The 22,290-nt window shown below is 66.8% G+C and carries 25 protein-coding genes and 1 tRNA gene; 16 read left to right on the top strand and 10 right to left on the bottom strand.

Translation table 11 applies throughout. The annotated features are described in order from the left end of the window. Position 1 precedes the first annotated feature (1 nt). The 6 genes from rodA to OC159_RS00750 all read right to left on the bottom strand — a co-directional run bounded on the left by rodA (position 2) and on the right by OC159_RS00750 (position 7,358). The gene (gene rodA / locus OC159_RS00775) at positions 2-1,141 is read right to left on the bottom strand and encodes a rod shape-determining protein RodA (protein ID WP_265499245.1); all 1,140 of its coding nucleotides are present in this window, start codon (positions 1,139-1,141) and stop codon (positions 2-4) included. A gap of 4 nt (positions 1,142-1,145) precedes the next feature. Continuing rightward, a complete protein-coding gene (gene mrdA, locus OC159_RS00770) occupies positions 1,146-3,092 on the bottom strand; it encodes a penicillin-binding protein 2 (RefSeq protein ID WP_265499244.1) in 1,947 nt (648 codons plus the stop codon). A gap of 19 nt (positions 3,093-3,111) precedes the next feature. After that, the gene (locus OC159_RS00765) at positions 3,112-3,633 is read right to left on the bottom strand and encodes a rod shape-determining protein MreD (protein WP_265499243.1); all 522 of its coding nucleotides are present in this window, start codon (positions 3,631-3,633) and stop codon (positions 3,112-3,114) included. Further along, positions 3,630-4,568: a rod shape-determining protein MreC gene (gene mreC, locus OC159_RS00760; protein WP_265499242.1), complete on the bottom strand. Its 939-nt coding sequence runs from the start codon at positions 4,566-4,568 to the stop codon at positions 3,630-3,632. Before mreC ends, OC159_RS00765 begins: the two co-directional genes overlap by 4 nt. A gap of 24 nt (positions 4,569-4,592) precedes the next feature. Then, the gene (locus tag OC159_RS00755) at positions 4,593-5,627 is read right to left on the bottom strand and encodes a rod shape-determining protein (RefSeq protein WP_265499241.1); all 1,035 of its coding nucleotides are present in this window, start codon (positions 5,625-5,627) and stop codon (positions 4,593-4,595) included. 168 nt (positions 5,628-5,795) lie between these two features. After that, positions 5,796-7,358, bottom strand: a complete 1,563-nt coding sequence (locus tag OC159_RS00750) for a 2-isopropylmalate synthase (protein ID WP_265499240.1) — start codon at positions 7,356-7,358, stop codon at positions 5,796-5,798. A 369-nt stretch (positions 7,359-7,727) separates the two neighbouring features. Between OC159_RS00750 and OC159_RS00745 the strand changes: the two genes are divergently transcribed. The 5 genes from OC159_RS00745 to OC159_RS00725 all read left to right on the top strand — a co-directional run bounded on the left by OC159_RS00745 (position 7,728) and on the right by OC159_RS00725 (position 11,058). Beyond that, positions 7,728-8,162, top strand: coding sequence for a universal stress protein (locus OC159_RS00745; RefSeq protein ID WP_265499239.1), 435 nt, complete (start codon positions 7,728-7,730; stop codon positions 8,160-8,162). A gap of 35 nt (positions 8,163-8,197) precedes the next feature. After that, positions 8,198-9,739 (top strand): alanine/glycine:cation symporter family protein, encoded by a 1,542-nt coding sequence (locus tag OC159_RS00740; protein WP_265499238.1) that lies wholly within the window; start codon positions 8,198-8,200, stop codon positions 9,737-9,739. 115 nt (positions 9,740-9,854) lie between these two features. Beyond that, positions 9,855-10,277 (top strand): MFS transporter, encoded by a 423-nt coding sequence (locus tag OC159_RS00735; protein WP_265499237.1) that lies wholly within the window; start codon positions 9,855-9,857, stop codon positions 10,275-10,277. A gap of 73 nt (positions 10,278-10,350) precedes the next feature. After that, complete coding sequence (locus OC159_RS00730; RefSeq protein ID WP_265499236.1) at positions 10,351-10,479, top strand: hypothetical protein; 129 nt, start codon at positions 10,351-10,353, stop codon at positions 10,477-10,479. 21 nt (positions 10,480-10,500) lie between these two features. Then, a complete protein-coding gene (locus tag OC159_RS00725; RefSeq protein WP_265499235.1) occupies positions 10,501-11,058 on the top strand; it encodes an MFS transporter in 558 nt (185 codons plus the stop codon). Positions 11,059-11,112: 54 nt separating this feature from the next. Here the strand turns inward: OC159_RS00725 and OC159_RS00720 are convergent, their stop codons facing one another. Beyond that, positions 11,113-11,805: a CDP-alcohol phosphatidyltransferase family protein gene (locus OC159_RS00720; RefSeq protein WP_265499234.1), complete on the bottom strand. Its 693-nt coding sequence runs from the start codon at positions 11,803-11,805 to the stop codon at positions 11,113-11,115. Between the two features lie 64 nt (positions 11,806-11,869). Next, positions 11,870-12,601 carry an SseB family protein gene (locus OC159_RS00715; protein ID WP_265499233.1) on the bottom strand — a complete coding sequence of 244 codons (732 nt, stop codon included), beginning with the start codon at positions 12,599-12,601 and terminating at the stop codon, positions 11,870-11,872. A 100-nt stretch (positions 12,602-12,701) separates the two neighbouring features. On the opposite strand from OC159_RS00715, the gene OC159_RS00710 reads away from it, so the two are divergent. Then, positions 12,702-13,712: a serine hydrolase domain-containing protein gene (locus OC159_RS00710; RefSeq protein WP_265499232.1), complete on the top strand. Its 1,011-nt coding sequence runs from the start codon at positions 12,702-12,704 to the stop codon at positions 13,710-13,712. Positions 13,713-13,715: 3 nt separating this feature from the next. Here OC159_RS00710 and OC159_RS00705 read toward each other — a convergent pair whose 3' ends face one another. Further along, positions 13,716-14,165: an outer membrane protein assembly factor BamE gene (locus OC159_RS00705; RefSeq protein ID WP_265499231.1), complete on the bottom strand. Its 450-nt coding sequence runs from the start codon at positions 14,163-14,165 to the stop codon at positions 13,716-13,718. A gap of 118 nt (positions 14,166-14,283) precedes the next feature. Here OC159_RS00705 and OC159_RS00700 point away from each other — a divergent pair, with 118 nt between their 5' ends. The 4 genes from OC159_RS00700 to OC159_RS00685 all read left to right on the top strand — a co-directional run bounded on the left by OC159_RS00700 (position 14,284) and on the right by OC159_RS00685 (position 17,349). Continuing rightward, on the top strand, positions 14,284-14,817 hold the full coding sequence (locus tag OC159_RS00700; RefSeq protein ID WP_265499230.1) for a YceD family protein: 534 nt from the start codon (positions 14,284-14,286) through the stop codon (positions 14,815-14,817). Between the two features lie 234 nt (positions 14,818-15,051). After that, a complete protein-coding gene (rpmF, locus tag OC159_RS00695) occupies positions 15,052-15,258 on the top strand; it encodes a 50S ribosomal protein L32 (protein WP_265499229.1) in 207 nt (68 codons plus the stop codon). A gap of 22 nt (positions 15,259-15,280) precedes the next feature. After that, positions 15,281-16,378 carry a phosphate acyltransferase PlsX gene (plsX, locus tag OC159_RS00690; protein WP_265499228.1) on the top strand — a complete coding sequence of 366 codons (1,098 nt, stop codon included), beginning with the start codon at positions 15,281-15,283 and terminating at the stop codon, positions 16,376-16,378. Beyond that, a complete protein-coding gene (locus OC159_RS00685) occupies positions 16,375-17,349 on the top strand; it encodes a beta-ketoacyl-ACP synthase III (protein WP_265499227.1) in 975 nt (324 codons plus the stop codon). The genes plsX and OC159_RS00685 overlap by 4 nt, the downstream gene beginning before the upstream one ends. Positions 17,350-17,355: 6 nt before the next feature. On the opposite strand, the gene OC159_RS00680 is transcribed toward OC159_RS00685, so the two are convergent. After that, positions 17,356-17,634, bottom strand: coding sequence for a DksA/TraR family C4-type zinc finger protein (locus OC159_RS00680; RefSeq protein WP_265499226.1), 279 nt, complete (start codon positions 17,632-17,634; stop codon positions 17,356-17,358). A gap of 103 nt (positions 17,635-17,737) precedes the next feature. Between OC159_RS00680 and OC159_RS00675 the strand changes: the two genes are divergently transcribed. From OC159_RS00675 to OC159_RS00650, 6 genes are all read left to right on the top strand, one after another. Continuing rightward, positions 17,738-18,298, top strand: a complete 561-nt coding sequence (locus OC159_RS00675; protein WP_407674033.1) for a TRAP transporter small permease subunit — start codon at positions 17,738-17,740, stop codon at positions 18,296-18,298. Further along, complete coding sequence (locus OC159_RS00670) at positions 18,288-19,610, top strand: TRAP transporter large permease (protein WP_265499224.1); 1,323 nt, start codon at positions 18,288-18,290, stop codon at positions 19,608-19,610. The genes OC159_RS00675 and OC159_RS00670 overlap by 11 nt, the downstream gene beginning before the upstream one ends. A gap of 33 nt (positions 19,611-19,643) precedes the next feature. After that, complete coding sequence (gene dctP, locus OC159_RS00665; protein ID WP_265499223.1) at positions 19,644-20,729, top strand: TRAP transporter substrate-binding protein DctP; 1,086 nt, start codon at positions 19,644-19,646, stop codon at positions 20,727-20,729. A 108-nt stretch (positions 20,730-20,837) separates the two neighbouring features. Beyond that, complete coding sequence (gene ihfA / locus OC159_RS00660) at positions 20,838-21,140, top strand: integration host factor subunit alpha (RefSeq protein WP_265499222.1); 303 nt, start codon at positions 20,838-20,840, stop codon at positions 21,138-21,140. Positions 21,141-21,155: 15 nt separating this feature from the next. After that, a complete protein-coding gene (locus tag OC159_RS00655; RefSeq protein ID WP_265499221.1) occupies positions 21,156-22,088 on the top strand; it encodes a MerR family transcriptional regulator in 933 nt (310 codons plus the stop codon). A gap of 79 nt (positions 22,089-22,167) precedes the next feature. Continuing rightward, positions 22,168-22,245, top strand: a tRNA-Pro gene (locus OC159_RS00650). Positions 22,246-22,290: the final 45 nt, after the last annotated feature.

Genomic DNA, 22,290 nt, shown 5'->3' with positions numbered 1-22,290 from the left:
GTCACCTCGGCCTGTGGACATGGGCGGCCTGCACCAGGCCGAAGCCCAGCATCAGGATCATCAGCGACGTGCCGCCATAGCTGACCAGCGGCAGGGGTGACCCCTTGGCCGGCAGAAGCCCCATCACCGTCGCCATGTTGATCGAGAAATACAGAAAGAACGTGCCGCTGATGCCGATGGTGATCAGGCTGGCGAAGCGGTCGCGGTTCGACAGCGCCGAATAAAGACAGAAGCCCACGATCAGCATGTAGAGCGTCAGCAGGGAAAACGCGCCGATGAAGCCGAATTCCTCGGACAGGACCGTAAAGATGAAGTCGGTGTGCTTTTCGGGCAGGAAGTTCAGCCGCGACTGCGTGCCCTGCATGAAGCCGCGCCCCGACCAGCCGCCTGACCCCAACGCGATCTGGCTCTGGATGATGTTGTAGCCTGCCCCCAGCGGGTCGGCATTCGGATCAAGGAACGTGTCGATCCGCTTGAACTGGTAATCCTTCAGCAGCTGCCAGTCGGTCCCGCGGCTTTTCATCACGGCCGCCACAAGCCCCACGCCGGCGGCGATGACCACGCCGAAATACCACAAGGACACGCCGGCTGCGAACATCACGATCCCGCCCCCAGCGATCAGCATGATCGAGGTGCCGAGGTCGGGCTGGATCAGCACCAGCGCCGTCGGCGCCAGGATCAGCACGACGGGGACCAGGACCCAGAACGGCCGCGACACGCGGCGCAGGTCCAGCCAGTCGTAATAGGCGGCCAGCAGCAGGACGAGCGCGATCTTCATCAGCTCGGACGGCTGGACCCGCACCGGGCCGATGTCGATCCAGCGCTGCGCGCCCATGCCGATGGTCCCGAACAGGTCGACCGCGACCAGCATCAGGAAGCACACCACATAAGCCGCGATCGAGATCCCGCGCCAGAACCACATCGGCACGAAGGCCAGCCCCAGCATGATCACCATGCCGACGGCAAAGCGGTACATCTGCGGCTCGGCCCAGGTCTCAAGCACGCCGCCGGCGACGGAATACAGCATCAGGAACCCGATGCAGCAGACCGCCACGACCAGCACGACCAGCGGCCAGTTGATATAAAGGATCTTGCGAAAGCCGGTCGGAACCTGTGCAACTTGGTAGTCGAGATAGGACATGCCGCTAGGCCCTGCTGCGGCCCGGGCGCGGGGGCTCGGGCTTGTAGAGGTGCATGGCCTCGTGGCGGGCGTCCATCGCGGCGCGCTGGTCCGACGGGATGGCGTCCGGCGGCGGCAGCCCGCCGTTCAGCGCGAACAGCAGGATGTCCCGCGCGATGGGCGCCGCGACGGCGGAACCCCCGCCGCCATGTTCCACGACGACCGAGACCGCATAGCGCGGCGCCTCGAACGGAGCATAACAGACGAAGAGTGCGTGGTCCCGCCGATCCCACGGCAGCTGCTCGTTCGAGATGACGCCCCGCGCCCGTTCGGCGGCGGTGATGTTGCGCACCTGGCTGGTGCCGGTCTTGCCGGCCATGCGCCAGTCCTCGCGCGAGATCCGAGAGCTTCGGGCCGTGCCGCGGGCGCTGTTCATCACCGCGTCCATCCCGGCCCGCGCCACCCTGAGTGAGTTTTCCGAGATATCCAGCGGCGGATATTCCGCCACCTGCTGCCGCACCCCGTCGATGGACCGGATCAGCTGCGGCTCGACCTGCCGCCCCGAGGCGATGCGCGCGGTCATCACCGCCAGCTGCAAGGGAGAAGCCAGCACATAGCCCTGCCCAATCGAGGCGTTCAGGCTGTCGCCGATCTGCCAGGACTGCCCATATCGGGCCTGCTTCCATTCGCGGTCAGGCGCGATCCCCTCGGCCACGGCCGACATCGGCAGGTCGTGGCGGGTACCCAGGCCCAGCTTGCGCGCCATGGCCGCGATCCGGTCGATTCCGACCCGCTGCGCCAGTTCATAGAAGTAGACGTCGCAGCTTTCCTCCAGGCTTTTCACGGCATCGACGGTCCCGTGCCCGCCGCGCCGCCAGCAGTGGAAGCGCCGCGTGCCCAGTTCGGTATAGCCGGGGCAGTAATAGCGGCTGCCGGCGTCGATCACGCCCGCCTCCAGCCCCGCCATCAAGGTGACCATCTTGAAGGTCGACCCCGGCGGATAGACCCCTTGCACCGTCTTGTCGGCCAGCGGGCGGTGGTCGTGATCCATCAGCGCCCGGTAATCCGCGCTGGAGATCCCGCGCACGAACTTGTTCGGATCGAAGCTGGGGGAGGAACAGATCGCCACCAGGTCGCCGGTCTGGCAGTCCATGACCACGGCGGCGGCGCTTTCCTCGCCCATGCGCTGCGCCGCGTAGTTCTGCAGCGCCGCGTCAGCGGTCAGTTGCACGGCCGCGCCCTGCTCGCCCTCTTGCCGCGACAGCTGGCGCATCTCGCGGCCGGTGCTGTTCACCTCGACCCTGCGGGCACCGGCCTTGCCGCGCAGGACCTCCTCCATCCGTCCCTCGACGCCGATCTTGCCCAGTTGGAAGTCGGGCAGCAGCAGGACCGGTTCCGGATCCTCGATCTTCGACAGGTCATAGTCGCTGACGGGGCCGACATATCCCATCACATGGGCGAAGTCGCCCGCACGCGGATAGGCCCGTGACAGCGCGGATTCCGGGGTCACGCCCGGCAGCGATGGCGCGTTGACGGCGATGGCGCTGAATTGGTCCCAGCTGAGCCGGTCGGCCAGCACGATCGGCGTGATGGCCGAACGTTTGGAAAACTCTTCCAGAAGCTCGTCGATTCGAGCTTCCGGCATGGGGATCAGCTGTGCAAGGCGGCGCAGGACGGGCGCGACCTCTCCGCCCGCTTCCTCGCGCGTCAGTGTCACGCGATAGTTCTGTTCGTTGTTGGCGATGATCAGGCCGTTGCGGTCCAGGATCAGGCCCCGTGCCGGCGGCAGCAGGCGGATCTTGATCGAGTTGCCGTCGGCCAGCATCCGGTATTCCTCGGCATGGTCCAGCTGCATCGACCGCAGCTTGAGCGCAAGCGTCGTCACCGTCGCGATCTGCACCCCCGCCAGCATCAGCCCCCTGCGGGTGATCTGGCGATTGCTGACCATGATTTCGCGCTGTGATTTCTTCATGAAACCCTCGTCATGCCGTTCAGGTCGCCTCGCCGCGCCGGATCCTGCGCAGGCCGATCAGCCAGCGCGCCAGAAAGATCACGACGGGATAGGCGGCCACCGTCGCAAGGTATTGCAGGATCACCTGGCCCAGTGCCGGAACCGGCAGCATGAACAGCACCTGAGCGATCCGGTAACCGAGCATCATCAGGCCGATCAGCACCCCGACCCCGATCCATTCAACCATGAATGGCTGGTCGCGCCAACGGGCTTCGCGCGATCGTGCCGCCTCGGAGCCGATAAGGACGATGGCGGTCCACAGGCCCAGGGGCCGCATCAGCATCACTTCCTCGACCAGGACAACCAGCACGACGACCGGCGCGGACAGTTGGTCCGGACGGCGCAGCACCCAGGCGAGGATCAGCGCAAGGCCCATGTCCGGGCCCGGCCAGCCCATGAAGCCCTGCGACAGCGGCAAGAGGCGCAGGAACAACAGCGCCCAGGCCGCGAACAGGAAGACCAGCGTGCCCAGCACGAAACTGCGGTTCGGCAGCTGGATCATGGCACGGTGCCGGGGTTCAGCGGGTCGCTGGCCGAGGCTGCCTCGACGGGAGATTCGGGCAGTTGCGGGCCGATGAAACCCTCGTTGCCGCGGCGGATGACGGCATCGCTGTCCACGACGGCCTCGGCCGGGTGCGATCGCAGGACGCGCAGGAATTCCAGCCGTTCGTAGTCGGCCGCCATGCGAAGCCGCATCCGGCCGTCGCCGCCTTGCACCACCTGACCGACCAGCAGGCCGGCCGGGAAGACGCCACCGTCGCCCGAGGTCACCACCCGGTCGCCCGGCCGCACGTTGTCGCCCGATTCGATGAACTCCAGCAGCGGCAGGGGCGTGTTGTCGCCCGCCAGCAGCGCCCGTTCACCGGTCGGCTGGATCGTCACGGGCAGGCGCGACGACGGGTCGGTCAGCAGGATCACGCGGCTGATCCGCTGTCCGACGCCGGCGATGCGGCCGACAAGACCCAGCCCGTCCATCGTGGCCCAGCCTTCGATGATGCCGTCGCGCGCGCCGACGTTCAGCAGCACCGACTGGCGAAAGGCCGATCCGCTGTCGACCATCACCACGCCCGTGACGCTGGTCAGCGCCGGATCGATGCGGGTGTTGTTCAGCGCCAGCAGCTTCGAGTTTTCCTGCTCAAGCTGGACGGCAGCCTCTTTCCAGGCGGTCATGCGCTGCAATTCGCGGCGCAGTTCCTGGTTCTGTTCGTAAAGCCGGGCATAGCTCTGGAAGCCCGACACCATCTGCGACAGCTGCGTCACCGGCACCAGCGCCCATTCGAACCGCGGCACGATCCGGTCGATCAGCGCGGTGCGCATCATCTCGGCCCGGGGGCTGTCGATGCGCCAGAAGAGAAACAGCGCCAGCAGCGCCAGCGCCAGCAGCGCGATCAGCACGCGCCGGACGGGGGTGGCGAAGTCGGGACCCTTGCGCGCCATTCTGGCGGCCCTCCGGTCGTCGGATCAACTGTCGTAGTCGATGACGTGGCGCAGCTGCTTTTCGAATTCCAGCGCCTTGCCGGTGCCAAGCGCCACGCAGCTCATCGGCTGGTCGGCCAGGCTGATCGACAGGCCGGTCTGCTCGCGCAGCGCCAGGTCCAGCTCGCCCAGCATGGCGCCGCCGCCGGTCAGCATCACGCCGCGGTCGACGATGTCGGCTGCCAGGTCCGGGGGCGTGGCTTCCAGCGCGACCATCACGGCCTCGCAGATCGACTGGACGGGTTCGGCCAGCGCCTCGGCGACCATGGCCTGGCTGATCTCGATTTCCTTGGGAATGCCGTTCAAAAGGTCGCGGCCGCGCACCATCAGCGTGGCGCCGCGCCCGTCATCGGGCATCCGGGCGGTGCCGATGCTGGTCTTGATGCGCTCGGCGGTGCTGTCGCCGATCAGCATGTTCTGGTTGCGGCGCAGATAGTTGATGATGCCTTCGTCCATGCGGTCGCCGCCGATGCGGACCGAACGGGCATAGACCACGTCGCCCAGGGACAGCACCGCGACCTCGGTCGTGCCGCCGCCGATATCGACGACCATGCTGCCGGTCGGTTCGGTGATCGGCATGCCAGCGCCGATGGCGGCCGCGATGGGTTCGGCGATCAGACCCGCCTTGCGCGCGCCGGCCGACAGGACCGACTGGCGGATTGCCCGCTTCTCCACCGGCGTCGCCCCGTGCGGCACGCAGACGATGATCTTGGGCTTCGAAAAGGTCGTGCGCTTGAACACCTTCTTGATGAAGTGCTTGATCATCTGCTCGGCGCTGTCGAAGTCGGCGATGACGCCTTCGCGCATCGGGCGGATCGCCTCGATGCTGCCGGGCGTGCGGCCCAGCATCAGCTTCGCATCCTCGCCCACGGCCAGCACCTGCCGCTTGCCGTCCTTGACGTGGTAGGCCACCACCGACGGTTCGTTGAGGATGATCCCCTTGCCCTTGACATAGATCAGCGTGTTCGCCGTCCCGAGGTCGATTGCGATGTCGGTCGAAAACAAACCGCCGAATGCCATGCCCGTATCCTTTCGCGCCGGTTTCTCCGGCCTGCCTTGTTCTGAGGTCCCGCAAGGGCATCGCGCCCTGAATCGCCTGTGCAGGCGTGGCCCCGTATAGAGCCACGCAGCCGACCGGAAAAGCCCCCGATGCACAGGAAGCCGCGCAAAGGCGGCTTCCGGCCGCGATCAGTGCGAATACATGCTGATCTGCTTGGCGTCGCTGCCCTTCGCGGTCATCGAGCGGCGCACGATCAGCCGGTTCAGCGCGCCCACATAGGCCTTGACGGACGCAAGGATGGTGTCCGTGTCGGCGGCCTGGCCGGTGACGATGCGGCCCTCCTCCTCCATCCGGACGCTGACGGTGGCCTGGGCATCGGTGCCCTCGGTCACCGCATGCACCTGATAGAGCTGCAGCCGCGCCTCGTGCGGGAAGATCCGGCGGACGGCGTTGAAGCAGGCGTCGACCGGACCGTCGCCGGTGGTCTCGGCGCGCTTCTCCTCTCCGTCGACGATCATCGTCAGATCGGCCGACTGGCCATCGCTGCCGCAGACGACGCGCAGGTGCTTGACCTGCAGGTGGTCGGCATCGGTATTGGCGGCCGCGTCCAGGACCAGCGCCACGATGTCCTCGTCGTAGACCTCTTTCTTGCGGTCGGCCAGGGCCTTGAAGCGCACGAAGATGTCCTTCAACTGGTTGTCGCCCACCTCGTAGCCCAGGTCGGCCAGCTTGGCGCGGAGCGCCGCGCGGCCGGAATGCTTGCCCATCGCGATGTTGTTCTCGGTCAGGCCGATGTCGGTGGGGCGCATGATCTCGAAGGTCTCGACGTTCTTCAGCACGCCGTCCTGGTGGATGCCGCTTTCGTGCAGGAAGGCGTTCTTGCCGACGATCGCCTTGTTGAACTGCACGGGAAAGCCCGACACCGCCGCCACGCGGCGAGAGATGCCGATGATCTTCGTGGTGTCGATCCCGGTCTGGTAGGGCATGATGTCATTGCGGACCCGCATCGCCATCACGACCTCTTCCAGCGCCGTGTTGCCCGCGCGTTCGCCCAGCCCGTTGATCGTGCATTCGATCTGGCGGGCGCCTGCCTCGACCGCGGCCAGGGCGTTGGCGGTCGCCATGCCCAGGTCGTTGTGGCAATGCGTCGCGAAGACGATGTTTTCCGACCCCGGCACACGCTCCAGCAGCATGCGGATCAGGTCGGCGGATTCGCGAGGCGCGGTGTAGCCGACCGTGTCGGGGATGTTGATCGTGGTGGCGCCGGCCTTGATGGCGATCTCCACCACCCGGCACAGATAGTCGTGCTCGGTCCGCGTCGCATCCATCGGCGACCACTGCACGTTGTCGCACAGGTTGCGGGCGTGGGTCACGGTCTGCTCGATCCGCTCGGCCATCTGGTCCATGTCCAGGTTCGGGATCGCCCGGTGCAGCGGCGAGGTGCCGATGAAGGTGTGGATGCGCGGACGGCGGGCGTGGCGCACGGCCTCCCAGCAGCGGTCGATGTCGGGGATCTGCGCGCGGGCCAGGCCGCAGATCACGCTGGTCTGCGCCATCTTGGCGATTTCGCTGACGGCGGCGAAGTCGCCTTCCGATGCGATGGGGAAGCCGGCCTCGATGATGTCGACGCCCATCTCGTCCAGCATGCCGGCGATCTCCAGCTTCTCGGCATGGGACATGGTGGCCCCAGGCGATTGTTCGCCGTCGCGCAGCGTGGTGTCGAAGATCACGACGCGGTTCTGTTCAGTCATTTGATGCGGTCCTTCTTACGGATGTCTGGCTGTGGGAACCGGGCGCCGACCTGACTGAGCGGTGGCCCGGGGACCCGCTCAGCGCAGCGTAAGAAGCAGCAGACCGCGACGCTGCACGGCCAGTCGCGCGCCTTGAGGCGCGGTCGGGGCGGTGGCGATGTGGCGCATCCGGGTCATGGCGCGACTATGCCGCCTTGCACAGCGATTGAAAACCCCAAACCTGCGGCACACAGCGCCCGATCGCAGGGCAGACCGCCCGCCATTCCGCCGGACGTCATTGTAGCGACACATTTCCGCTGGCCGGATCGGCCTCGCCTGCCTATCCTTTCGGCACCAAAACAAGAACGACAATCAACAGATGAGGGAACGATGTCACGCAAGATCGTCGTCGGATTCGACGGCAGCGACGCCTCACTGCGCGCGCTCGATTTCGCCATCACGCGGGCCCAGGCCCAGGGCGACAACCTCCTGATCGCCCACGTGCTTGAATGGTCGCCCTACAGCTTCCTGACCCCCAGCGAGGTCGAGGAACGCCACCGCCGCCGCAATGAGGAGTTGAAGCGCGCGGAAAGCGCCATCCTGACCCCGGTCGTCAAGCGCGTCGAGGATGCAGGCATCCCGGTCGCCACGTCAATCCGCTATGGCCACATCGCCGAAACGCTGTGCCGCATCGCGCGCGACGAACAGGCGGCGATGATCTTCATCGGCCGCATGGGCGCTTCGGGCTTCGCTTCGCGCATCTTCGGGTCGGTTGCGGCGACGCTGGCGCAGGTTGCGCCGGTGCCCGTGGTGATCGTGCCATGACCCGTCCGGCGCAGCGAACAAGAGGGGCAACCACAATGACCGCATTTCCACGACCGCTGATCCCCGCCGCCGCCATGGCGCTGGCCGCCGCACCCGCCGCCGCCCAGGGCATCGACGAGACGGTGAACGAGGTCTTCGCCAACTCGACCGGCTGGTTCGTCAGCCTGATCTTCTCGAACTTCCCCGGGACAACCTTCCCCTGGATCGTGGGCTGGCTGGTCGTCGCCGCAACGATCTTCACGATCTATTTCGCCTTCATCCAGTTCCGGGCCTTTGGACACGCGATCGCGCTGGTGCGCGGCGACTACTCGGATCCCGACGACGCGGGCGAGGTCAGCCATTTCCAGGCGCTGACGACGGCGTTGTCGGGGACCGTGGGCCTTGGCAACATCGCGGGCGTCGCCGTGGCCGTCGGCATCGGCGGGCCGGGCGCGACGTTCTGGATGATCCTCGCGGGACTTCTGGGCATGGCCACGAAGTTCACCGAATGCACGCTCGGCGTCAAATACCGCAACGAATACGCCGACGGGACGGTCTCGGGCGGGCCGATGTACTACATGACCAAGGGCTTCGCGGCGCGCGGTCTGCCGGGCGGCAAGATTTTGGCCGTGATCTTCGCGATCTTCTGCATCCTGGGCAGCTTCGGCGGCGGGAACATGTTCCAGGCGAACCAGGCGCATGCCCAGATCATCAACGTCATGGGCGACTATCCCGGCTGGATCACCGGCCTGATCATGGCGATCATCGTCTTCCTGGTCATCGTCGGCGGCCTCAAGTCCATCGCCAGCGTGACAGAAAAGGTCGTGCCGTTCATGGCCGCGCTCTATGTGATCACGGCGCTGATCATCATCGGCATGAACTCCGACATGATCGGCACGGCCTTCCGGCAGATCTTCGCGGGCGCCTTCACCAATGACGGCGTTGTCGGCGGGGCCATCGGCGCGCTGATCCAAGGCTTCCGCCGCGCCGCGTTCTCCAACGAGGCCGGCGTGGGCTCTGCCGCCATCGCCCACAGCGCCGTGCGCACCAAGGATCCCGTGACCGAGGGCTTCGTGTCGCTGCTCGAGCCCTTCATCGACACGGTCGTGATCTGCACCATGACGGCACTGGTGATCATCATCACCGGCCAGCTGGTCGTCGACCCGGCCACCGGCCTCTTCGTCCAGAACGAGGCCGGCACGCAGATCCAGACGATCACCGGCAACAGCGGCGTCGCGCTGACATCGGATGCGTTCAGCAGCGCCTTCGGCTGGTTCCGCTACATCCTTGTCCTGGCGGTCGTGCTGTTCGCCTTCTCGACGATGATCTCTTGGAGCTATTATGGACTCAAGGCATCGACCTTCCTCTTCGGAGAGGGCCACACGAAAGAACTGATCTTCAAGATCATCTTCTGCCTGTTCGTGGTCATTGGAGCCGCCGCCAACCTTGGCCCGATCATCGACTTCTCGGACGCGGCGATCTTCGCGATGTCGATCCCGAACATCATCGCGCTGTACCTGCTGATGCCGATCGTCAAGGCCGAGACGCGCAGCTATCTGGACCGGCTGAAGACGGGGCGCATCCGCAAGTTCGCCTGAACCAAAGGCGGGCGCGACAGGCGCCCGTCCGTGCTTTCTTTGCGGCGGCGGGACGATGGTCACCGGCGGCGGGCTCTGGCAGACGGCGCCACCCTGACCGCCGTCGAGAGGAACGATGACCCCGCCCTTCGTCCACCCCGGCATGCGCCTGCCCTTCCTGCTGCTTGTGACCTGCTTCGCGGCCTGGGGAATCGCGGCCAACATGACCGACCCGCTGGTGCAGGTTTTCTCTCGCATCTTCTCGATGACCACGGTGCAGGCGTCGCTGGTGCACTTCGACCATCACGGCGCGAATTTCCTGCTGGCCCTGCCCGCGGCCTTCATACACCGCCGCTTCTCGTTAAAGACCGGCATCCTGACCGGGCTCGGCTGCGCGGTGCCGGGCGCGTTCCTCTTCTATCCGGAGGCGCAGGCGACGACCTCCGCCTTCTTCCTGGCGGCGCTGCTCCTGCTGGCGGGCGGTCTGTCGATCCTCGAGACCTCGGCCAATCCCTTCGTCATGGCCATGGGACCCGAGACGAACGCCACCCGCCCCTGAACCTGGCGCTGGCCTTCATCCGGTCGGCATAAATATCGGCGTCTTTCTGGCAACCACCCTGATCCTGCCCCGGTTGAACCTGGCCAACGCCGCCGACCGCGCCGCCATGGCGCCCGAAGCCCTGCGCGCCATCCGCGAGGCCGAGATGCAGGCCATCATGACCCCATATGTCGGCCTTCCGTTCGTGCTGCTGGCGATCTAGGCCGCCATCGCGCTGATCCGCATGCCGACCCGCCGCGAGGCGGCAGAGGAGACCGCACCGGACCGCCTCGGCGCGACCCTGCGGCGCCTGTCGCGCAATCCGCACTATGTCTTCGGGGTCCTGGCGCGCTTCTTCAACGTCGCGGCGCAGACCTGCATCTGGACCTTCACGATCCAGTACGCGATGGCGACGCTTGGCGGAACCGAGGCCGGGTGGTACCTGCAGGCCACCATGATCGTGTTCCTGATCTCTCGTTTCGCAATGGTCGGCCTGATGGGCGTGATCCGCCCGGCCCTGCTGCTGGCGGGCATGGCGCTGGTCGGGACGGTGCTGTGCCTTTTCGCCGCCGGAGGACCGGGCATGGCCGGGCTGTGGGCCGTGGTCGCGCTGTCGGCCTGCCTGTCGCCGATGTTCCCCATCATCTACGGCATCGCCACGGAGGGGCTGGCCGAGGACACCAAGTTCGGTGCGGCGGGCCCGGTCATGGCAATCCTGGGCGGCGCGGTGATGCCGATGGTGCAGGGCACGATCCTGGACGCGCGCGGGACGCAGTTGTCCTTTGTCGTGCCGGGCCTGTGATTTCTGGTTGTCGCGGCCTTCGGCGCATTCAATCTGCGGCGCCGCCGCCGAGGGTCAGTCCCGCGCCGGGATCAGCTGCTGCGCGGCCCCCGCCAGCAGCAGCCAGATCGAGGTCAGCACCAAGCCCCAGTTCGCCCAGCTGGCCGGGTGAAAGTCCACGACAGCCGCCCAGCAGGCGAACAGCACCCACAGGACCGCGATCGGCAGCGACACCATGCGCCACCGCTCGGTCCGGACGGGATGGATGAACTTGATGTTGGTGAACATCGCGATGCTGAGAAGGACGACGACCGCCAGGATGATCGTCCAGTGTGGCTCGACCGCGAAAAGCACCAGGATCACCATGTTCCAGCAGCCGGGAAAGCCCGCAAAGGAATTGTCGCGCGTCTTCATGCGGGTGTCGGCGAAGTAGACGACGCTGGCGAAGACGATCAGGATGATCGCGAACCAGCCCGTCCAACCCGACAGCAGACCCGACTGGAACAGCGCGAATGCCGGAATGAAGACATAGGTCAGATAGTCGATGATCAGGTCCATCAGGACGCCGTCATAGGACGCCCAGTTGGTCTTGACGTCGTAACGGCGCGCCAGCGGACCGTCGATGCCGTCCACGGCGAAGGCTGCAACGAGCCACAGGAACATCAGCGCCCATTCCTCCTCGGTCGCGGCCAGCATGGCCAGCATCGAAAGGACCGCCCCGGTGGCGGTCAGAAGGTGAACGGCAAGAGCTTTGTATTTCAGCTGCATGTCGGTTTTGTCGCAGGTTGACTGCCGCTCCGCAACCGCGCAAGGCCGGGCCGGGGCAGGAAGTTCAACGCAGGATCGGCGGACGCGGGACTTTCGGGGCCTCGGGTTCCGGCTGCGGCGGCGTCAGGTCGAACAGCAACGCGCCCGGCGGCGGCGAGGGTTCCGAGAAGCTGATGTCCACGCCGCCGGGCTGCGGCGGCAGGAAGGCCAGCGTCTCGGCCAGGGCCTTGGCGACGGCGGCATGCCGATCGGCGGGCGCACCGGCGACCAGCAGCAGGTGCCCCTGCCCGCCCGCAACGCCGACCAGCGCCGCCCCGGCGATCAGCCCGCGCATGTCGGCCAGCCGCTGCCCCAGTGGGGCGGCCAGCGCCTCGGCCACGTCGGGCGCGGGGGCAGTCAGGCGCAACCGGGCCTCGGCTTCCTCGGGGGTGGCCGCCAGAGCGCCGGTCAGCCAGTTCAGCATCGCCGCGTCCAGCAGCATCTCGGACGGCTGGCCGGGATTGACCAGCAGCCCCGCCCCCTCGGCGCGCAGCAGCCCCGCCAGGACCCGCCCCGGCATTGCCGCATAGGCCACCGGCTGGCCGAAGAAGCCTGCCAGCCGATCCTCTCCGTCGCAGGCCAGCGCGACCTGCGCCCCCTCCAGCGGGAACATCCGCAGCTCGATCCGGTCGCCACGGGGCTCTTGCACCAGCGCCACGGCCAGTTCGGTGTCAGCCAGCCGCGACAGCATCCGGGCCCGCTGCGGGGCGTCGGCGTCATGAAAGGGAACGGTGGCAAGATCATCCAGCGCGGTCACGGGCACGGCCTTTCCTTTGATCGCCCCTGCCCTAGTCCCGCGTCCGCCCGCACGCAAGCGTGATTGCCGCAACGCCGCCCCAGCCCCCATATTCGACGGCATGAAACGCCGCACCCTGATCCTGACCACCGCCGCCGCGCCGCTTCTGGCCGCCCCGAGCCTGGCCCGCGCCGCCCTGTCGCCCGTCCTGTCCGCCGCCGCGGGGCTTCAGCCGCTGCGCGCCGTCGCTGTCTGGCGGGGCGACGGCAGCGGCGGAGAGGAGATCGCCGCCGAGGGCTTCCACGGCTTCACGCCGGACAGCCCGACGAACATCAAGTCGGCCTCGAAGTCGATCATCTCGGCCCTCGCGGGCATCGCCATCGACCGCGGGTTGCTGGAGGGTCCGGACCAGCCCATCGCCCCGCTGCTGCGGGACGACCTGCCCGACAATCCGGACCCCCGGCTGGCGCGGGTGACCCTTGGCAATCTCTTGTCGATGCAGGCGGGGCTGGAGCGTCAGTCGGGCCCGAACTATGGCCGCTGGGTCAGCAGCCGGAACTGGGTCCGGGCGGCGCTGGCCGCGCCCTTCACGCAGGACCCAGGCGGAAGAATGCAGTACTCGGCCGCCTCGACACACCTGGTGGCGGCGATCCTGACCGGTGTGACCGGGCGGCCCCTGATGCAGGTGGCCGGCGACTGGCTAGGGCCGATCCCGGGCTTTCGCATCACCGGATGGGACCGGGACCCGCAGGGCATCTACCTGGGCGGCAACCAGATGGCGATGAGCACGCGGTCGCTGCTGGCCTTCGGCGCGACCTATGCACGGGGCGGCGAAGCAGGAGGCGTCCAAGTGGTGCCGCAGGACTGGATTGCCGACAGTTGGCGGCGCCGGACCTCCAGCATCTTCAGCGGGCAGGGATACGGCTATGGCTGGTTCCTGGGCCGGATGGAGGGGCGGGACGTCCGCTATGGCTGGGGCTATGGCGGGCAGATGATCTATGTCTTCCCGGCAATGCGCGGCCAGCCGGCGCTGGCAATCGCCATCACTTCGGATCCCGACCAGCCGTCGGCGCGGACCGGATATCGCGACAAGCTGCACCGGCTGGCGCAGGACATCCTGCGCGCCGCCTGATCGTCAGTCGATGAAGTCGCCGGCTTGGAAGTTGCCCAGGTTGCCCAGAAGCTGGCCGATGAACGACACTTCTGACACGCTGCCCTCGGTCACCCGGCGCGACAGCGTCACGACGCGGCCCTGTTCCAGCCCGAAGCGCTCGACGTTGCTGACGACACCGTCCGGCGCGAACGAAATGGCGACGACCTCGCGATTGATCTCCTCGGGGGCGGCGGGGCCGATCCGGCGCCAGCGCGACCCGACATAGTACCACCCCGACCCCGTCAGCAGCCCTTGCGCCGAGGGCCGTCCCACCAGCGCCGGCAGGTCGTCGCGCGTCGTCTGGCCCGGCACCACCTGCGCCAGTTCCAGGTCCGGCGGCACATAACCGTGGTTGCGATAGATCGGCGCGCAGGCGGCAAGCCCGAGGATGGCCAGAAACGCCAGTGTCATCAGGCTTCTGATCGCGGCCATGTGGGGTTATCTCCTTGGGGCGGTTGACGCGGCCCGCCCTGCCTAGCAAACTCGGGCACCCTGCTCAAGAATGTCAATCTGCGGGCCGCGCCCCGCCCCCAAGATCGCGAAGGCCGCCATGACTGCACCCGAATCGCACCCGCAGCGCCTGCGCGTCGCGCATCTGAACCCCAACACGCCCACGCCCTTTCACCTGGCGCCGGACGCGGAAACCCGTGCTGCCCTGGCCGGAGAACTGGGGCTGGACGTCCTGTCGCGGCTGGATTTTCGCGGAGAGCTGCGCGCCCATGGCCGCGACGGCTGGCTGCTGACCGGCAACCTTGCCGCCCGCGTGACGCAGCCCTGCGTGGTGACGCTGAGGCCCGTGCGCAGCGACATCCGCGACGACGTGCACATCCAGTTTTCCCCCCATGTCGCCGCGCCCGAGGGCGACGAGATCGAGATGCCGGACGAGACGCTGGAGCCGCTTGGCACCTTCATCGACCTGAGCGCGATCATGGTCGAGGCCCTCAGCCTGGCGCTGCCGGAATACCCACGCGCCGAGGGTGCCGAGCTTCCCGCCCCCGATCAGCCCGACGAACCGGCAGGCGATACCCGCCGCCCCTTTGCGGGCCTCGACAAGTTGCTGGGGGGCAAGTCCGGCGAATCCTGACCGTGGCGCGGCCGCAACAGGCCGCGCCGAAAGACGCGCCGCCTGCACGGAAGGGGGCGAAATCGAACGGAAAACGCGCCACAGGGGGCAGAACGTGGCGCAATTCCCGACAACCGCTGGCCTTCGGGGCTTGCGGGCGCGGCGTTCATCGCGTATCTGCGCGGTTCATTTACGAATTCAAATCTCCGGTGCCCTCGCGTCAAGGCGCAGCACCCTGACAACCGAGGTGGTGACATGGCTGTCCCTCAGAATCGCGTAACCCGCTCCAAGCGCAACATGCGTCGTGCGCATGACTCGCTGGTTGCCGGCAACCCGAACGAATGCTCGAACTGCGGCGAGCTCAAGCGCCCGCACCACGTCTGCCCGTCCTGCGGCCACTATGCGGACCGCGAAGTGATCGCGCAGGCGAACGAGGTCGACCTGGACGACGACGCGGCCTGATTCGGGAACGCAGCGCCCCTTGATGACCGTTGATTCCGCGACCACGCCGGCACCGCGCGCCCCCGGGACTGGGGGCAGCGTGGTGATATCGGTTGACGCCATGGGCGGTGATCGCGGACCCGCGGTCGTTGTCGCCGGCATGGCCGAAAGTGCCGAGAAGAACCCCGAGATTCGCTTCATCGTCCATGGCGACGAGGCCGAGCTTGCGGGTCTGATCGCGCGCCGAAAGGTGCTGCAAGGCCGCTGCGACATCCGCCACGCGGCCGGCGTCGTGACAATGCACGACAAGCCCAGCCAGGTCGTCCGCAAGGGCGAAGGCAGTTCGATGTGGTCGGCCATCGAATCGGTCAAGCAGGGCGAGGCATCCGTAGCCGTGTCCTGCGGCAACACGGGCGCGCTGATGGCCCTGTCGATGCTGCGCCTGCGCAAGCTGCCGGGCGTGAACCGCCCCGCCATTGCCTGCCTCTGGCCGTCGCGCAATCCGCAGGGCTTCAACATCATGCTGGATGTCGGCGCCGATATCCGGGCCGATGCGCATGACCTGCTGCAATACGCCCTGATGGGCGCGTCCTATGCCCGCAACGGCCTGGGCGTGAAGATGCCTCGCGTCGGCCTGCTGAACGTCGGGACCGAGGAACACAAGGGCCGGGCCGAGCTGAAGCAGGCCAACGACCTGATCGAAGCTGCGGCGACTGACAACTTCACCTATGTCGGCTTCGTCGAGGGCGGCGATCTGCCGTCATCGCGCGTGGATGTGATCGTCACCGACGGCTTTACCGGGAATGTGGCCTTGAAGACCGGCGAGGGCGTTGCCAAGCTGGTCGGTGATTTCCTCAAGGACGCCTTCTCGAACTCCATCATGTCGAAATTCGCGGCCGTTCTGGCCATGACCTCGCTGAAGCGCCTGCAAAAGCGCATCGACCCCCGCCGGGTCAACGGCGGCATTTTCTTGGGCCTGAACGGCACCGTGGTCAAATCGCACGGCTCGGCGGATGCGACAGGGGTTTCGGCGGCGATCAAGCTGGCCTTCACGCTGGCCAAGTCGGGCTTCCAGGACCGCCTGGCCGCCCGCGTGGCACAAAGCGCGGCCACCCCGACAGGAACCGAGGCATCGTCTTGACCCGCCGTTCCGTCATCCGCGGCACCGGCCACTACCTGCCCGAACACGTTATCGAGAACAGCTGGTTCGAGGGTCGGCTGGACACGACCGACGAGTGGATCCGCTCGCGCACCGGGATCGAGCGTCGCCATTTTGCGGCCGAGGGGCAGACCACAAGCGATCTGGCGATCCGCGCCGCCCGCGTCGCGCTGGACCGGGCAGGCATGACTGCCGGCGACATCGACGGAATCGTTCTGGCGACCTCGACCCCCGACTTCACCTTTCCAGCGGTCGCGACGATGGTGCAGGCGGGCTTGGGAATGCGCCGCGGCTTTGCTTTTGATGTGCAGGCCGTCTGCGCGGGCTTCGTCTTTGCGCTGGCCAATGCGGACGGGATGATCCGGTCCGGCCAGGCCGACCGCGTCCTGGTCATCGGGGCCGAGACGTTCTCGCGCATCATGGACTGGACCGACCGCGGCACCTGCGTGCTGTTCGGCGACGGCGCCGGCGCCGTGGTGGTCGAGGCGCAGGACGGTGCCGGCACCAGTGACGACCGCGGCATCCTGTCCAGCGACCTGAACAGCGACGGCACCTATCGCGAACTGCTCTACGTCGACGGCGGCGTGTCGGCCACGGGGACCACGGGTCAACTGCGGATGCAGGGCAACCTGGTCTTCCGCCACGCGGTGGAAAAGCTGGCCAAGACCGCGCATACCGCGCTGGACAAGGCGGGGCTGACCGGCGCCGATGTCGATTGGCTGGTGCCCCACCAAGCCAACATGCGGATCATTACCGCCACCGCCCACAAGATGGGCCTGCCGATGGAAAAGGTCGTGCTGACGGTGGCCGACCACGGCAACACCTCGGCGGCCTCCATCCCGCTGGCGCTGTCGGTCGCAGACAGCCAGGGGCGCTTCCAACCTGGCCAGCTTTTGGTGACAGAGGCGATCGGCGGCGGGCTCAGCTGGGGCTCTGTCGTCCTGCGCTGGTAGGCGGCGCTATTTCAACAAGGCATCCTTGCTGGCGCGGCGATTCATCCCGCCGGTGGGTCGGCGCGCGTGATCGTGCCCCGACTGGCAGTCCACGCACAACTTGACGCCCGGCTGCGCCTTGCGGCGTGCCTCGGGGATCGGATCGGCGCACTCGGCGCAATGGGTCGCACTGTCGCCCTGCGCGGCGCGACGTGCCGCGGCCTCGCGCGCCCGCGCGACGGCCTCTGCCGTGCTGATCTCGATCTGCTCGTTCACCGCGTCGTCGCGGGCCCACCCACCGGCCATGCGCATTCTCCTAGATGTCTGAACAAGATGGGGCTGCGGGCCGACAAATGCAAATCCTGAACGACTGTTGACAGGATGGCGGGCAGCGGAAAGACTGCACGCAATGCAGGTGCAGCGACAGCCACCTGCCGCCTTGGGGAGGGCTGAAATCTTGCCGATCGTCCGTCTGATCGACGGCATCAATGAGGTCGTCGGCCGCATTGTGTCCGTCGTCGCGCTCATCTTTGCCGCCATCATCATCTATGACGTCTTCATGCGCTATGTGCTGGGCCAGCCAACACGGTGGGCGTTCGACGTCACCAAGCAGCTGTACGGCTTTTATTTCGTAATGCTCGGGGGCTATGCGCTGCGCCACCAGTCGCATGTGCGCGTCGACCTGCTGACCGCGCGCATGGGGATCGGCCTGCGCCGCTGGGTCGAGATCGCGGGCTACGTGATCTTCTTTTTTCCATTCGCCTGGATCTTCGCGCGGCGCAGCTGGGATTTCGCCCTGACGTCCTGGAACCAGGGAGAGCTGACCTATGGTGCGGTCCAGCTGCCGGTCTATCCGCTGAAGATGTCCATGTTCGCCGCCGCCTGTCTGCTGCTGATCCAGGGGGTCAGCGAGGTGCTGAAACTGGTCCTGAACCGGGCCGATCATCTGGAGCCGCGCGATGTCGGGTGAAACGATCGCCCTTGTCATGTCGGGGCTCCTGGTGCTGGGCCTCTTCATGGGGCACCCGCTGGCTTTCGTGCTGGGCGGGACGGCGGTCCTTGGCGCCTTCATCGCCGGCAAGCCGATGGTGCTGGGCATCGTCATCAACCGCATCTTCGGCGACGTGCTGGACAACTATGTCCTGATCGCCATTCCGCTCTTCGTGCTGATGGCGCGGTTTCTGTCCGACAGCGGCGTCACCGACCGCATGTTCGAGGCGCTGCGCCACCTGATGGCGCGCGTGACCGGTGGCCTGGGGCTGGCCGTCGTCTTCATCTCGATCCTGCTGGCGGCGACGACGGGGATCATCGGCGCGTCGATCACGGTGATGGGCATGATGGCCCTGCGCCCGATGCTGCAATACGGGTATGACAAGCGGCTGGCGACCGGCCTCATCGGGGCGTCGGGCTGCCTGGGCATTCTGATCCCACCGTCGATCATGCTGATCCTGATGGCGTCCTATGCGCCGGGCCTGTCGGTCGGACAGCTGTTTGCAGGCGCGATGATCCCCGGCCTGCTGCTGGGCATCATGTATGCACTTTATGTCGTGGTCATTGCCTGGCTGAAGCCCGAATGGGCCCCCAAGGTCACCGAGGAAGAAAAGATCAGCCGTGGCGCCCTGTGGCGGATGCTGATCGTCGAGGCGGTCCCCCCGCTGATCCTGATCCTGGGCATCCTCGGCACGCTGCTGGCCGGCATCGCCACCGCGACCGAAGCCAGCGCCATTGGCGCAATCCTGGCCCTGCTGATCGTGATCGCGCGCGGCCGCTTTCAGTGGGCGACGTTCTATTCCGCGCTGCTGGAGACCGGGCGCACCAGCGCGATGATCCTCTTCATCGTGGTCGGCGCGACCGCCTTCACCGGCGTCTTCAACATCACCGGGGGCCTCCGCGCCAGTCAGGACCTGATCCGGGGCCTGGCCGACGATCCCTATACGCTGATCGCCGTCATGCTGCTGGTCGTGTTCATTCTGGGCATGTTCCTCGACTGGACCGGCATCGTGCTTCTGTCCTTCCCGATCTTCCTGCCCCTGGTCGGAGAGATGGGGATCGACCCATTGTGGTTCGTCGTGCTGATGGCGGTGGTGCTGCAGACCAGCTTCCTGTCACCACCCTTCGGATATGCGCTCTTCTACATGCGGGCCATCGCGCCCCCCGACGTCACCACCAGCGACATCATCATCGGCGTGCTGCCCTTCATCGGGCTGGTGCTGGTGATGTGCCTGCTGATGATTCTGTTCCCCGCGCTGGTCACCTGGCTTCCCGTCACGCTCTACGGCTGACCCGCGCCGCTTTCACCCGAGGAGGAGTTCTTGATGAAACATCTGATGACCGCCGCCGCCCTTGCGATGGCCGCTGCCACCCCTGCCCTGTCCGAGAACTGGACGATGACCTCGACCTGGCCTTCCAGCCTTGAACTGATCGAGATCGACAAGCACTGGGTCGACCTGGCCAATAAGCTGGTCGACGACGACAAGCTGACGATCGAGTTCTACGAGGGCGGCGCCCTTGTTCCCGCGGGCGAGGTTTTCGGTGCCGTCGAATCGGGCACCATCCAGGCCGGCGCCGACTGGCCGGGATACTGGGCGGGCCGCGACAGCGCGTTTTCGCCCCTTTCGACCACGGCGAGCCTCTTCAATGCCGTCGACTACGTGAACTGGATCCAGGAATGGGGCGGCAAGGATCTCTACAACGAGGTCTATGGCAAGTTCGGCATGGTCTATCTGCCCTATGGCGTGACCAACAACGAATCGGGCTTCCGCACGGTCAGCCAGCCGATCCGCACGCTCGATGACCTGCAGGGCCTGCGCCTGCGCCTTTCGGGGCTGGAGCAGGGCAAGCTGCTGGAGAAGCTGGGCGGCAACCAGGTCAGCATGGCCGGTGGCGAGATCTACCAGTCGCTGGAGCGCGGCGTGATCGACGGGGCGGAATTCTCGACCCCCAACGTGGACTATTCGGGCGGCTTTCAGCAGGTCACGGACTTCTGGTCCACGCCCGGCTGGCACCAGTCGTCCTCGGTCTTCGGTGTGATGATCAACAAGGGGGCCTGGGACGCGCTGGACGATGAAACCCGCGAGCGTCTGCAGATCGCGGCCGACGCCACCATGCTGTGGAGCCTTTCCTTCACCGAAAAACGCGCGACCGAGGCTTATGTCCAGTTCCAGGAGGCCGGGACCGAGATCACCCGCCTGGACGACGCCGCACTGGAGCAGGTGCAGCAACTGGCAAACGAGACCATCACCGAAGTCGCCTGCGAAAACCCGCTGTCGGCCAAGGTCTATGCCAGCCAGCTCAGCTATCTGCAGGACTACGCGACCTGGCGTGACGCCTCGGCGCCGTTCAACCTGGGCCGGACGCCGAACGGTCCCGACCTGGCCGCAATCCAGGAATGCGCGAACTGACATGGGCTGACAGAACGGACAAGTCACGGGCGGGGAACGATTTCCCCGCCCGCCTCGTTGACAGGGACTGCAAAGACAACCATCCTTCCCCCAATCAAGAGGACGACCATGGGCGACAAGACCTTGACCCGGATGGACCTGGCCGAAGCGGTGTTCCGCGACGTCGGCCTGTCACGCCACGAATCGGCGCAGCTGGTCGAAAGCGTTCTGGAACACATCTCGGACGCGCTGGTGCGGGGCGAGCAGGTGAAGATCTCGTCCTTCGGCACCTTCTCGGTCAGGGACAAGAACGAGCGGATCGGCCGCAATCCCAAAACCGGTGAAGAGGTTCCGATCACTCCGCGCCGGGTCCTGTCGTTCCGGCCGTCCCATCTGATGAAGGACCGCGTGGCCGCGGGCAACAAGCGATAGGATCACCCGCACAGGATGGCAAAGGGCGCAGAGGCATTCCGGTCGATCGGTGAGGTCGCCAACCTGATCGGCGTCGCGCCCCATGTCCTGCGTTACTGGGAAACACAGTTCCCGTTGCTGCGGCCGATGAAGCGTGCCGATGGGCGCCGCTACTACCGCCCTGCCGATGTTGCGCTGGCCGCCGGTCTCGTGGAGCTGCTGCGCGACAAGGGTCTGACCATCCGCGGCGCGCGCATGGCGCTTGCGCCCGACCGTGGAGAAACAGTCCGCGCCCGGGGGCTGGCGCGGCTGTCCGGGCTGGCGCCGGACGAGGAGGAGCCGTTCACCAAACCGCCCGATGGGCGGCCTCAGGCTGCCGTTGATGGCAGGACCGACGCGTCGTCGGTCAGCGAAACCGGCGGCGTGGCCGTCGACGTCGCTGGCGCGGCGGATCCCGACACGCCTGACGAGGCAGAGACGACGGCTCACCCCGATCCAATGTTCGACCCCGACCTGGACGAGCGGCCGCACCACCGGTCTGAAGATCCCGCGCAGATGGACCAGAGGTTTCAGCCGCTGACGGAAGCTGCTGCCGGAGACGAGAGCGCGGGGACCAACATTTCAAGCGCGGCGCATGTCCCCGACGATCCCGCGTCCCGCGTGGCTTCTCGTGACACGACGCTGCCGGACCCTGCGGAGGCCGGCGAACCTGTCCAACCCCTCGCAGACACCCTCCTGCAGGCTCCACACGAGCCCATGCCTGACGCGCCCCCTCCCGCGCCAGCCCCGCCATCGATGGCGGAGCATCCCATTCACTTGCCAGACTGTCTTGAAGCCGCACCGCAATGGCTGGGCCGCCTGACACGTCTGGCGCGTCTGCTGCAGCATGTTCCGGTCCTTGATCCGCAGACCGACGCCGCGCACGCCGTAGCGTTGCGGCTCGCTCGGGCGATGCTTCGCCTTTCGTGACAACTCCGCGACATTCGGCGCAGATTTCCGCAATGTTGCCCTTGTGCTGGCCTGCCGGATCGCTCTATACGATGCGCGTCGGGCCGTGGCGCAGCCTGGTTAGCGCGTCCGTCTGGGGGGCGGAAGGCCGCGAGTTCGAATCTCGCCGGCCCGACCATTCCGAAAACGCCCGTCCCCTTCCGGGGATGGGCGTTTCCCTTAT

The sequence above is a fragment of the Paracoccus beibuensis genome, assembly GCF_026162625.1.
GTDB classification, from domain to species: Bacteria; Pseudomonadota; Alphaproteobacteria; order Rhodobacterales; family Rhodobacteraceae; genus Paracoccus; species Paracoccus beibuensis.
This window is presented reverse-complemented; position numbering and strand designations above follow the sequence as displayed.